This window comes from Bacillus cereus group sp. MYBK5-2 (genome assembly GCF_051915685.1).
Lineage (GTDB): Bacteria > Bacillota > Bacilli > Bacillales > Bacillaceae_G > Bacillus_A > Bacillus_A cereus.
On record NZ_JBQAFE010000012.1, the window covers coordinates 40,753 to 54,099 of the forward strand.

Here is a 13,347-nt window from a genome sequence, read left to right on the forward strand (position 1 = left end):
GAACCCCCGACTCGTAAAGGACATGAAAACAGTAAATCAAATGGTAAACCAAGTCTAGCATATACTTACGGAGTATCCTAATTTAATTTTTGAGCTACCAACTTTATAAGCCTTTTTTCTAGCATAAAAGTACCCCCTAAATGAAAATTCTCTTTCTTTACAGTTAGTTATTTTGAGAAGTCAGCTCATTTTTTGTTTTTGGGTTGTTTACATTCCTTAAGTTGATGGTCATGGGATAATTAAAACTATTAGCTTGATAGGGATGGGGTAGCACCACATCGCCATTAAGCTAAAATTTTATAATACCCACACAGAACGGAACTTTGTACTAACTTGTAACAATACAACTCATTTTTTTGTTTTAAGGTATTTCCTCGATGGATATGTACGGTGATCTCTACTTAATTATCAAGAAAACATTAGCATTTAATTGTATACACGCTAATTACAATGACTTACCGATGCCAGCATCATAATAACTCTCTGCTTCTCCTCTTTTTATCAGTATTGGTAGGTAAAGAGGGGGCCAGACACAAAAACAGGTTGTGAAGAAATTCTTCTTCACAACCTGAGATTAAGTTATATATCCAAATATGACCTGTTCTTTAAACTATTTAGTCTTTTATAATCTGTTATAGTCGATATAACTAGAGTCATAATAAATCCACTGACCTGTTCCAATTCTTAGCCAACCATTCTTTTCTTCATATACTGTAACTTTTTCGCCTTTACTTGTCTTTCTAACAATAGAATAGTTTGTACCTGATCCACTTCGAACATTTACCCCAATACCATTAATTTGAGCTGTTCCAATTACCTTTTCAACACTACCATTTTCAATTACTTGTAGCATATTTAAAATGAATGTTGCTGTCTCACCACGAGTTGTCGTTCCTTTAGGGTCGTATTGATTGTCCCCCTTACCTCTTACAATACCTAGGCCATACAGTCTTTGTACATCTTCTTTATAAATAATTTGGTCTTTGTCTGAGAATGGCAGGTTTACAACTGGTCCCCATATACCTTTATACTGTAAAGCCTTGTTTACAATAATTGCTGATTCTTCTCTTGTAATAGGTGTGTTTGGGTCAAAATAACCATCTCCTCTACCTTGAATGATACCTGCACTTGCAGTACGTTTAATACCATCTCGTAAAGTTGAATTTGCATCGTTTAGGTCTTTAAATGAAGCATCTCCAGCTGGCAATTTTAGAGAGTTAGAGATTAATTGAGCAAATTCGGCTCTTGTTATCGCTCTATTGGGTGCGAAAACTCCGTTTCCTTCCCCTATCATAATACCCCTTCTATTTAACTCTCGAATAGCTTCTTCATACCAACCTCCTGTAATGTCATCTTTTGGTTGATAAAGATTATTATAATACCCCTCAACGCTATTTACGAATACATCCCATTGCCCATTATTAATCATGTTAGCAGGGCATATTTTACCGCTCCATTTTTGATGTTTTACAATGTTATTTAACGGTACACCAGTTTCTTTCATTAAATAAGCTACAAGTTTCTTAGCATTATCTACTGCTTTACTATAGTTACCGTCACTGTTAACTGCGATTTCAATTGCAATAGATTCTCTATTACCTGGACCATCACCGTCTCCTGCGTGCCATCCGTTCTCGTTTAATGGTAGATGTTGATAAATCTCTTTATCGTCTACTGTAAAATGCCACGATGCAGCTCGGTCTGTGTTACCTACTGCTTGGTTATATAGGTATTGAGCGTGGTTTCTAGCACCTGCTCCTACACTTGTATTATCAGTCTCATGAATTGTAATATACTTTGGACTCATGTAGTTTTGAGGACGAATATTATCGTTACCTGCTGGAACAATCCATTCAGTGAATTGAACACCGTTTATTGTACTAGAGGTGCTAGGTGATATGGGAGACAGACTACGTTTTGTTCTGTTTGAATTGTTAGGAACAGTTAATGTACCTGTTTCTTCATGAATACCTTCTGAACGTTGAAGACTATCTACTTTCTTATTGTCGACAGTACCTCCACCACGTCCGTCTACCTCTTCAAAACTAGCTTCAATACTTTTTAAAGCCTGTTCATCTGTTGTTTGAAGTTGGTCTGTGTTACCTTGCACTTGAAGGCTTGTAGATTGCTTATTGTTTACTGATTGTTGTTCCTCTGCAAACGATACCAATGGTGAAGATAATACCGTTAATCCTGCCGTGAATGCTACTACTTTTTTATTAAATTTAATATTCATTTTGAATTTGGTATATCTCACTAATTTAATAGATATACCTTCCTCCTTGTACTTCTTTTAGTCTAAATAATAGTGTGAATAATAGTTTAAATAATCATAGCCTGACCCTCAAAGATAATGGATTAATTTTCCGCCTCGTATAATAAACCGAAATCTTTATGTCCTACTAGATATATCAGTATTTCAGAATTATAACACAGCACGATTGCAAAAATATAATTAAATAACATGAATAATTTATAATGTATAAAACGATTCTGGTGCAAAAATCCCAAGGCTCTTTCAAGTAATATCCTAATCTTGAACACTGATATGTATGACTCTAAAAAAGGTGCGTGATTGGTATAGAAAGGAAAATTTGTTTAAATGGAGGCATTATCAGCCTGAATTAATCCAATTAATAGTAAGTTTGGTACCTATGGTACAATTTGAGCTTCCGTAACCTGATGGAATGCGACTTAAACAAAAAAAGTACATGAATAACATAGTAGAACAAGAGCATTGCCTAATTAAGAAGCAATGCTCTTGTTCTATGGTACAGACCTATCACTATAAAGGTAATAAAATCTTCTCTAAAATAAAAAAATACGTTATTCTTTCTTTAGAATCCTAGAAAAACTTGTCGTTTTATAATCAAAGCTTAATAGCGATGTAGTGGTACCCCTACTATGTTAAATATTGAATGATATTCCAATGAAAAATTTTCAATAATTGTTCTATAGTATTATGTTAAGGAGAAAGGTCCCCTCAAATAAAAAAGGACCGTTCCCCAATAGAGAATAATCCAAAATAAGTAAAATTGTTATTGCTGTAGAAATGCATCAATTTCTTCTTTTTATACCCTCCAAACGCCAAATAAAAAAGATAGCTACTGTAACAAGTGCAATTTTCCAGTTAAAGTGATTTTCTTTCTCTTCATCTTTTAACTCATCTATCTTTTTCATAAGTGTTTATCAGCCTTCCGTTGTTGTAGTCACTGTTTCATTCGTAAAAATAATACATTAGTATTATTTTCCGTACCTTATTCGTATTCATCATGCAAGCGACATTCACAATGTCGCTTACTGCTATGATTTTACGCTTCTTGTAATCTTTCAAATGTAGAAATATTAGTTCCATCATTGGTACAGATACAGAATGTTGTTACCTTCAGTGCCTGCTTCTCTTGATGAGGCATAAATAAGTAATCCTGTAATGATCCTTTAAAGACCTGAACCCCGTTCGAGTATGCGATAACAGTTTTATCAAGATTTAACGATGTCAGTGTAGACAGTAAGTTTTTCACTTTATTTGTTCACTCCTGTTTTCCATTCAGATTTTGTAATGGTCCCGTCAAAGTTGTATGTAATCTCTAATTGGTTATAACCACTCTTATAGATATGCTTCGTACTCGTTCCATTCGGCTCGGTAACATCTGTCCAAGGTAGGTTACTATCATCTATCTCACGAAAGTTTACACCTTCCTTAGCTACTTGTAACATATCCTTACTAGCCCATCTTGAAAGTTTCGGCTTAATTAGTTCTTTGTATGTCTCCTGCGCTTCTGAACTTCCTAAAGAATTGAGATTCGCATATGCTTTCTTTTCTCGCGCTGCATATTGTTCCTCTTTGAGTGTTTCTTCTTCAGATTTCTCTGGCTCCGTATCTTGAATCGGCGTCTCTTCCTCTTTCTCAACAGGATTTTCTTCAGCGTGATCAACTTCTACAGGTTCCTCCTCAGGTAGATTCTCTACCGCATACAGCTTAGCCTGCAGCTTGTCGTAATCCCTTACTAGGTCATCATACTTTTCGGCTAATTTTACTGACTCCTCTTGATAAAGCTCTACTTGTGACGATAATCTATCGTTTTTTTGGTTATAACAAGATGTCAGACCGAAGAATAGGAAAACTACTGCCCCATACTTTGCAACAGTCTTTCCTTTAATAGATTGTACTTTCTCAGCAATTGTAGATTTCTCTGATTTCATAATTTGTAATCTCTCCCTCTAGTTACTCGATTATCTATTTATAATGATTTAATTACATGTAAAATATTACATGACTAGACATCAGATGTCCAGTTGACTACCCTAGGCAATTAGTCATTTTTTTATTTAAGCTTTTAATGTAAAGATACAATTCACGTATTTCGCCACTGTTTAATGACTACAGCGTGTTTCTAACTTAATGAGGTCTGACCGTATTCCAATCAACCTAACACTTTATAGTGCCCTCAGAACGAAATTTTTTTAGTAGAAATGATAGCGGTACATTATTAATTACATGAAAAAGTCCCAATCATATCGATAATTTTATTAGCTATACATATTTACTTGGTTATTTCAGATGTAATCTAAAAAAGAAAACCCCGTAAAAAGTGATGCTTTTTACGGGGTTTGAAAAAGAGTATAATTACTTTACAGTTAATCAGATGTCCTAGTGAACTGAAAAGCATATGAAGTATAATATGGGATAGTATCGCTGGATTATGATTAACGATTCGCTTATCGAAAATAACAACCTTATTATTTCTTTACGGGGTCCCACCAGCTGATTTGATTTGGGTATCTTGGTTTTTAAATAAAAGATATTTCATTACATCATAGACAACAATATCTTGTTGCTCGTTGTTGATATCCAGTCACTTATTCATGTGTTACCAATTCTTTATTGATTAGCGATTGCTTATAATTTCTTGGTATCACCCCGCGATAACTTTGTGCATTGAGAGAGAGATTTCTTTTCTCCATTTTCCCTAATTCAGATTGTAATTTATCAAGGTCAACTTGTTTTTTTTCTAATTTCTAATAAACTTTATGCTGCATAACCTGCGCAATTTTTTGGAGCTGGTAATATGTATCATTCCAGATATTCGCCCACAGATAGAATTCTTCTCTTGTTTCATCCGTTATATATGAACTATCTACTAAACAAGGAAGTAGTTCATCCTCACCAACTAAATGATACACGGCACAAGCTGGTTTCTCTCCTTTATCTGATACAAAAATAACAAGACGGTCTGTTGTTTGTACATAATGAGAAAACGATACACCGTCTAATACTACTGGTTCTTCATCAGAAATATGCTGAATGGATACATCAGGAAATGCCTCCAGTATGGATTGATATTGATACAGTTCATTGTAATATTTATGTACTAGGTAAACTATTTCCTGCATATGTTGGCATGATGCCTGTAATGTACTCATAAATTCCTCCGTTTTCTGTATTAATGTTATCATTATTCCTTATATGGATATATAATTATACTTTGATATATAAGGTATATCATTGTAAATGTACTCTGCCAATCAGCTTAACTAACCATTTGGTACTTATATAGCACCATTTATTATGTACTTCTGTTACAGTTAGGAAAAGTAGATTCTTTTCATTTATTACACCTTATGAAGCAAACTCATTTATTATATATATTATAAGATAGAAAAACAACAGAATTTTCATAAAGAACTCAAAAATTTTATTATTTAGGGAGAACGACATATTCGTAGTAGCAAAATAAATACAGTGAGAGTAGCTTCCTTTTCTAAAAAGTGAAAGAAAGACTAATATGAATTAATCAATAGGACCTAAATATGTTTACAATCCCACTGTTTTAGAAATGCATCTTTGTAAATTGAGAGGTAAAGGGGAATACAAAATGACAGAAAATCGGGTTAGATTAAATGGAGGTTTTCATAACGATATTTTTCATAACAAAGAGCACAACAGCGTAGTCAGGATTTCCCCAAAAAGTAAAACGAAAGAGATGGTAATGCAAGAAATAGAGTGGATGGGTTTTCTACATGATAAAGGTGTACCTGTTCCAAAGATTATACTCCCATTAGCATATGAAGGAGAACGAGTTAAGACAAATTTTGAATATATTCCAGGCGATTCAATTGATGTTAAAAATAAATCACACTGGAATGAAGTAACTTTTAAACAATTTGGTAAAAGTTTAGGGAGAATGCATGCAATATCAAAAATTCACAAATTTGAAAGCATACACCGTCCTGCTTGGCGTAATGATAACCCAGATGTCTTTAATATTAGAGAAAATCTAATTCCGTGGATTGGCGAAAAATATGATAAGTTACTTAACAGTCTCAAAGCCTATAACATAACGCCTGACAATTTCGGCCTTATCCATAATGACTATCATCAGGGAAACTTAATTATGAACAAGAAAGGATTTATAACCATTATTGATTTTGATGATTGTTCTTACAATTGGTTCGCACAGGATCTTGCAGTAGCTTTCTATCATGCTTATTGGCAGCACGACTCCTACAATGGCAATACACATAATTTTTGTGATAGTTTTATGCGTAATTTCTTTAAGGGATATAAAATGGAAAATAGTCTACATAAGGTTACAATCAAACAAATCCCAATCTTCTTGAAATTAAGAGAGATTTATTTATATCAACTATTTAAACAATCATGGGATACGTATCATTTAGAAGCATGGCAAGAGTACACCATACAAAATCTAGAAACAAAAATTAATAATGAAACTCCCTATGCTGGTATTCATGATTTTTCTATTTATTTATAATGCCCTAATCATATTTCATTTTATCAAAACAGAACATGAAAACGAGTGTTGAACTCCCGCCACAAGTTTTTTCAGTAAAAGTATTAGCAAAAACCTTGTTAGGATTTCTCACTTCTCTTACATACTTACATTTTTTATGGTTTTTTTTAGAAAATATTTGAAATATAATACAGTTGATTATATTATTATGTGTGTAAGATTTCTAGTTTTGAAAACTTTGAAGTTAATAGGGGGAAACAATAATGAAGTTAGGAAAATTAGCATTAATTGGTGTGTTAACTTTCAGCGGTTTTACTGCAATAGAAATGAGTAAGCCTACCTCACATGCAGCTGCAGCTTACTCAGATTCACTTAATGATGATTGGGGATTTAAAACCATTATGGATTTACAAAATTCAGATAAAAGTACATATCAACCTGATTGGAAGATTGGGAATTTAATTACTGGTGATACATTTTACTTAACACAGCACTTTGGTAGGGAACATTTTGGTGCACAAATGAAAATTTTTAAAGTCACACAAATGGTACCCTAGAACGATTCCAAACAATAGAACCAGAGTTTATTCCTGGAACAGAAATTTGGCAAACCCCTATCACAGATAGCTATACAAGCGGTACTTATGTCGTTGCAATTAAATATCGTGGTGAATTCACGTATTCAAATCAATTTACAATCAATTAAGGATGTAAACACATAAAAAAAGCACTTGAAAGAGGGCTTTTATAATTTCTCAATAACTGAAACTACTTAATGCAGTAAAATAATAATTGGATTGGCATCTAATTCTATATTAAGAAGATTCAAATCGCAAGAAGGCACCTTTGGTGCCTTTTCTTTATACAAATTTATAATGTATTATAGATGTTTTATAGTGCTTGAGCGTGATATTATTCAAGTTTTTTCGTAGAGAATGCGTAAATACAAACAAAACCAGTAATACATCTTTTCTGTGCCGTACTGGTTTTGTTTAAGATCATCTTAAATTGTAGCTAGTTCACCGAGATTGCAAATTCCGATTTCGGTGCCCCAGCAAATACGATTGTTCCGTTCTTCGGCAGTTTCACCTTGTTATTGCCACTCACGATGCTAAAGTTGATGCAAACTCCCTTCTCATCATACACCGCAAATGAACCATTTGATGGCAACGTCACGGTCATCCTTTTGTCTGTTGCCGCTTGTGGAATTGTAAACCATTTCGCATGCCCATTTGTATCCAACGTAACTTTGGATGATTGGCCTACATCAATTGGTTTTACATTTGATTCACTTACGTATAACAACCCAGCCATCTCCATATATTCATTTCCACCTTCTGTATAGAAGTGTGTTTCCGTTGTATCACGGCCATTCATTACGGGAATTTGGAGCTGATGCGTTGCGGTATTCGGACCTGTAATTTTTCTGCCACCCCAATAACCTGCTGGGCCTTCCTTGCGAGTAATTTGAGTACTAAGAAGTTTCGGTTGAACGAGATATTGAATAGAACTAAATTTCTCGTTTACAAGATAGAACTTGACACCTTCCCTCTTTGCCCATGCAGCAGCGGTTTTCTTCGATAGCACGTTGTCTTCTAGTTTCTCAGCTAAATAGTGGGTCATCACACTTTGCCCTAAACCTGGATGCGATTTATATGCGCTCTCCTTCAAATAAGTTCTTCCATTCTTCTCAGTTACAAAGTTGAGCTTGGAAGTACCCTCCTCATTAATAAAACTTCCATCAGCAGTATATACATATTTTTCTTCTCGATTAGATGGTAAGAACAGTTCTCCGTTGTTCGTAATTTCAATTTTAAAATGGGTTTCGCTATTGCCATAAAATCCTGCTTTCTTTACTACACCTTGAGGCATTTTGACTTTGACCGGCTTGCCAAAGGATTTGTTTGGCTTGATGTCCTTAATAGTACCTTTTTCTTTAAGTCTAGTGAGCATCAATTCAGTTGCCAATAGTTGATTTATAGAGCTCCGACCACCAGATGACAGTACAGCCGCTGCTATTTTCTGTTCTGGTAGCACGACTAATATAGCATGTTGCAGTGCCGTATCGCCGCCCTTAGCCAAAGCTTTAATCCCATATTCACTAAATGGGTATAGTTTCACACTATCCCAGCCAAGGCCATAGTTAAAAATATTCTCTCCATCCCCTGGCCATATTCCTTTTTTATATTCCTCTTGCTCCATTGCCTTGACTACCTTATCAGAGAGGATCCCTTTTCCCTGTCCCATAAATAATTGTGAGAATCGCACCATATCTTCTGCCGTAGAAGATATGCCTCCCGTACCAATTACATTCACCGATTCAATTGGAAGTTGACCTTGGTAAGCTGGGAAATATAGTCCAGCCCGATTCTCATCCCTCCATTTGTCCCGCGGCGTTTTCATATGATTCATCTTTAAAGGCCCTGTAAAACTTTGATGTAGAAATTCAGTAAAACTCATGCCACTAACTCTTTCCACCAAAATTTCGGCCAGCGTAAAACCATCGTTACAGTATACCGAGAAAGCGCCAGGGTCCGCCTTCAAGTTTTGATTTGACAGTTGCTGTAACAAGGTATCATGGGCATAGGTATCATTATCTTCAAATAAAAATGCATTACCTAACGTAGAACCTTGCAATCCAGAAGAGTGATTCAATAACATACGCGGTGTAATACGTTTATATCGACCGTCTTTCATCTTAAAATCAGGAACATAGCGGACAACAGGAGCATCCAAATCGACTTTCCCTTCATCGACCAATTTCATTACAGCCGCTGTTGCATACATTTTACTGACTGAACCAATCCCATATTGAGTATCTTTGGTTAGCGGCTTTTCCCCCTCCATATCATTCTTGCCAGCCTGACCCGACAAAATAAGTTTTCCATTATCAATTAGCGCATACTGCACGCTATTCGCTTCATAAGACTTTGTAAGTAGCTCAGCCTTCTCTGCTGCAATCTTCTTCAGTTCCTGACTAGCTACTTCTTCACCAGTTACAACTGTAGTCTCACTTTCAGAAAATGCTTTCGCTCCTGTTGGTAGAATCATAGTCACCGCTAATGCAGTGGCTAACACACCAGTTAGCTTATTTTTCATCACGGAATTACCTCCTTAGATAAGTGACCGTTTTCATCATTTGTTTGATCCACTATGAAAATATGATAAAACTTATCCGTTCTCCCCTTTGACCTACTTGCTAAATTCAGCAAGTAAAATATTTTTAAAAGGATCAGGACTATCAGCTTTAATACTGTTTAAATTGACGGCCAATGTATGCTTGCCTCCAAGTGTGCCCCAGCAAAAGTTAAAAAACCAGGAATGGTTCCTCCATGCCCCCATATCGATACACCGTTTGAAAGCTTTATTTTGGAAATTCCAAGCCCGTAATCGCCAAGTTCATCTGTTCCTGTAGGGACGGTTGTAAGCATTTGCTTTAGTTGCTCTTCTTTCAGTAATTTGCCCCCAAGTAAATAAGAAAAGAATTTGTTTAAATCATCAGCTGTAGAAATCATATCTCCGGCCGAGCTCCCCATACTTGGGTTATAATAAGTAACATCTTTCGGCTCACTTGCTCCGTCTAATTGAATATATCCACGGGCATGCTTGGTTCCTGGAATGACGCTTGAATTTCCAGGTAAGAATGTATTCGCTAATTCAAGTGGTTCAATAATTCGATTTTCAATCTCTTCCGCATAGCTGTTCCCAGTTACTTTTTCAATAAGAATTCCTAGTAATACATATCCTGTATTTGAATACGACCAGCTCTTTCCTGGAGCAAAATCTGGAGGCATGGATATTCCCATCTTTACTAATTCTTCAGCAGTATAGGATTTTTTTGTATCCATCATATTAAAATCATTTGACCTTGTGTAATTAGCGATACCACTTGTGTGATTCAATAATTGCCTGATAGTAGTCTGTTTATCATCATATCCATTTCCTTGAATGACATCAGGCAACCATTTTTCAATAGAATCGTCTAAATTCAAGCGATTTTCTCCTGCTAATTGAAGTACAACTGTTGCAGTGAACGTCTTTGTCACGCTGCCAATCCGGAAACGAAAATCTGTTTTCATTGGTTGCTTGGTACTCAGATCAGCTACACCAGCAGCATAACTCCATGTTTTTCCGCTCTTAGAAACTTTAGCAAGTATCCCTGGATATCCAAGTTGCAATGTACCCCGCATTGCCTCTTTGACGGAATTACGGTCTCTTTGAGTGCTTGTTTCTAACGAGTTAGATACATTTTGAGTGGACTCCGCTTTTACAATTAGTAGAACAACTTCGGGAAAAGGATGTTCACTTTGCAATTTTAAATTTAGGAATAGATACGAAAACGCCAACAGGAAAATTCTTTTTAACTGTCATGGCTGCCTTTAGTGAACTTGATCGAGAAATGATTAAAGAAAAGCAACGAACAGGAATAAAGTTAGCGAAACAAAAAGGAGTGTATAGGGGAAGATTGAAGAAATATACGGATAAGCACCCAGGTATGAATCATGCGATTGAATTGCGCAAGCATACCAATAAAACTGTTAAAGAAATATGCCAAATTACTAGTGTGAGTCAGACCGCTCTGTATCGTAGATTAAAAGAAATTGAATAAAGTTCTTTTTTGATTTGTAATTAAATCCCAGATTGGCTCCTCATACCGAGAATCGTTTCCGTACCCCAATATGAAAAGACCACCTCAAAATTTCATAGGTGATCTTTTTTGTGATTTTGCACTTGTGCACTACTTTAAAAATATATCACAAATTCGTTTAGTCTCCTAAACATTTGAATCTATAGATTGAATACCTTCCCACATTCTAGACTAATGTCAATTAGATCTTTCTAATAAAAATTTGTTCTGTAAAAAAGTTTCAAGCTTACTAAAATCTGTAGAAGAGTATAATAAACTCATTCCATTAATGAATTCATGTTCAACTCGTTTCTCTCCCTCATTGGGGAGACAATGATGTGAATCCTTATATAACTGAAACATATTCCACGGTACTGCATCGGAAACATCAAATTTACTTTGTAATTTTGAACAAAGACCTTTAGTTGCTCCATCCTGAACAGGAAAAGCGAAGTTTTTATAAAGTACAGCTGTTTTAGCAGAATAGTTATCCACTTTGGTTGAGAAGTAACTTACGCCATCAAAAAATCCATCATATCTTATAAACTGCAATAATAGTTGTGGGATAATATATTCTGGTTTGAATGTGTTAGTCGTGTTTTTTACACGTACAGAACATGCTGCCATTAAAGGCCAAATAATTAGATAAGAAATTACTTCATTTGGTTCATTTAACCTATCCGCCAAAAAGCGTTTTTTCATAATTGTACCGTGGTCGTAGAATTTCTTAATTATCTTCTCTATAAAAACAACAGGTGGTGTAGATAAATCTATATAACTTATATCATCTGATTTAAATACTGAAGTCTGAACCGTATTTAAATCAGGTTTATTAAGTTCTTCCCAGCAGGTTAAAGGTGAGCTTCCTAAATAGATACATGGTAACCCAGGAATACTGTATCTATTTGTGCTGACTATTCCCCGAAGTTCTAACGGAATATGAAACATTTCTTCACTTGTAAAAACATGATCCGTACCCACTCGCATTTTATACAGGAACTCATTGTCAAAGTTTTGAAGTGTTTTTATATTATTGAAATGATTTGGTCTAGACACGTTATTTATTAAAACTCTACGAAATTCTATAAAAGCCTTTGACGGAAAACCTTTATAATATTCTTTTAAAGAATTAATAATTCCATTACACAAATCCTTTACAAGCTCCAAATCATTTTCGGTAATCGCTGTTTCTAATGTTGCACTACAAATGCTCTCTAACCCTGAACTATAAGTATTAAAACAATGTTCAAGATACTCTATAAAGTCATCATTCTCCCTAGTTAGGGGTAACTTTCCCACTTTCTTAAATAATTCAATTATAGGCAGCACTTCTAAAACCCAGCTTCTCAAACGAGGAATTATTTTAGCATCTTTCGAGAAATCAGATAGTGAGAATTCACTGGCTTGCTTTTCATTATAAGGATAAAATTTAAATTTCTTAGGTTCATCTATTTTTTGTAACTCTTCATATAAATTAAATGCAATATCAATTTCCTGTTTACTAGCGTTGCTGTCTTCTTTTATATGAGTTAGTTTAAAAGCTTTCTCTATTAAATCTGTTCTTAGTTTTAATATAGTAATCACATCACTTTTCAAACGAAAATAATTGATTAAGGTTTTACACTTTCTCAATATTACGGTATCAATTTTCTTATATAATTAAATTATTCTCTTTATTTATTTTATGTATCTGTTCCCTTTGAACCCTACTATTATAGGGTTCCTTTTTTTATAATCATATATTTATTAATTAATTTATCAATTTCCTGACTTAAATGGAGGACTTTCGTATGACTAAAACCATGTTTATTTACCAATTCTACTAATTGTAACTTTTTATTTTCTATTAGATCATTTAACTTCGCCACTAACATAAACTTATTTCTTTCACACTCCCCCTGAGCAAAATAAAAAGAGCTGCTCCCAGCTCTTGTATAATAAAACCTTTATTATTGCAGTGTAAAA

General features: G+C 34.7%; 9 protein-coding genes and 3 pseudogenes. 3 read left to right on the top strand and 9 right to left on the bottom strand.

What is annotated here, in order from left to right:
- Positions 1-622: 622 nt before the first annotated feature.
- From ACTFP3_RS26985 to ACTFP3_RS27005, 5 genes are all read right to left on the bottom strand, one after another.
- Positions 623-2,236 carry an S-layer homology domain-containing protein gene (locus ACTFP3_RS26985; RefSeq protein WP_440011744.1) on the bottom strand — a complete coding sequence of 538 codons (1,614 nt, stop codon included), beginning with the start codon at positions 2,234-2,236 and terminating at the stop codon, positions 623-625.
- A gap of 821 nt (positions 2,237-3,057) precedes the next feature.
- The gene (locus ACTFP3_RS26990; protein ID WP_440011746.1) at positions 3,058-3,180 is read right to left on the bottom strand and encodes a hypothetical protein; all 123 of its coding nucleotides are present in this window, start codon (positions 3,178-3,180) and stop codon (positions 3,058-3,060) included.
- 131 nt (positions 3,181-3,311) lie between these two features.
- Positions 3,312-3,521 (bottom strand): hypothetical protein, encoded by a 210-nt coding sequence (locus ACTFP3_RS26995; protein ID WP_440011748.1) that lies wholly within the window; start codon positions 3,519-3,521, stop codon positions 3,312-3,314.
- 1 nt (position 3,522) lies between these two features.
- Positions 3,523-4,203 (bottom strand): hypothetical protein, encoded by a 681-nt coding sequence (locus tag ACTFP3_RS27000; RefSeq protein ID WP_440011749.1) that lies wholly within the window; start codon positions 4,201-4,203, stop codon positions 3,523-3,525.
- 816 nt (positions 4,204-5,019) lie between these two features.
- The gene (locus ACTFP3_RS27005) at positions 5,020-5,424 is read right to left on the bottom strand and encodes a hypothetical protein (RefSeq protein ID WP_440011751.1); all 405 of its coding nucleotides are present in this window, start codon (positions 5,422-5,424) and stop codon (positions 5,020-5,022) included.
- Positions 5,425-5,876: 452 nt separating this feature from the next.
- Here ACTFP3_RS27005 and ACTFP3_RS27010 point away from each other — a divergent pair, with 452 nt between their 5' ends.
- Together ACTFP3_RS27010 and ACTFP3_RS27015 are read left to right on the top strand one after the other, a co-directional pair.
- Positions 5,877-6,776 (top strand): phosphotransferase enzyme family protein, encoded by a 900-nt coding sequence (locus ACTFP3_RS27010; RefSeq protein ID WP_440011753.1) that lies wholly within the window; start codon positions 5,877-5,879, stop codon positions 6,774-6,776.
- Between the two features lie 242 nt (positions 6,777-7,018).
- Positions 7,019-7,461: pseudogene (locus ACTFP3_RS27015) on the top strand (DUF5065 family protein).
- 308 nt (positions 7,462-7,769) lie between these two features.
- Here the strand turns inward: ACTFP3_RS27015 and ACTFP3_RS27020 are convergent.
- The gene (locus ACTFP3_RS27020) at positions 7,770-9,854 is read right to left on the bottom strand and encodes a serine hydrolase domain-containing protein (RefSeq protein ID WP_440011754.1); all 2,085 of its coding nucleotides are present in this window, start codon (positions 9,852-9,854) and stop codon (positions 7,770-7,772) included.
- Positions 9,855-9,947: 93 nt separating this feature from the next.
- Positions 9,948-11,068, bottom strand: a pseudogene (locus ACTFP3_RS27025) (serine hydrolase domain-containing protein).
- Between ACTFP3_RS27025 and ACTFP3_RS27030 the strand changes: the two are divergent.
- Positions 11,020-11,364 (top strand): annotated as a pseudogene (locus tag ACTFP3_RS27030) (recombinase family protein); the annotation flags it as partial. The pseudogenes ACTFP3_RS27025 and ACTFP3_RS27030 sit on opposite strands and share 49 nt — an antisense overlap.
- Before the next feature lie 216 nt (positions 11,365-11,580).
- Here ACTFP3_RS27030 and ACTFP3_RS27035 read toward each other — a convergent pair.
- Both ACTFP3_RS27035 and ACTFP3_RS27040 read right to left on the bottom strand, forming a co-directional pair.
- Positions 11,581-13,014, bottom strand: coding sequence for a hypothetical protein (locus ACTFP3_RS27035; protein ID WP_440011756.1), 1,434 nt, complete (start codon positions 13,012-13,014; stop codon positions 11,581-11,583).
- Between the two features lie 80 nt (positions 13,015-13,094).
- Positions 13,095-13,256 (bottom strand): aspartyl-phosphate phosphatase Spo0E family protein, encoded by a 162-nt coding sequence (locus ACTFP3_RS27040; RefSeq protein ID WP_025118349.1) that lies wholly within the window; start codon positions 13,254-13,256, stop codon positions 13,095-13,097.
- Positions 13,257-13,347 lie beyond the last annotated feature (91 nt).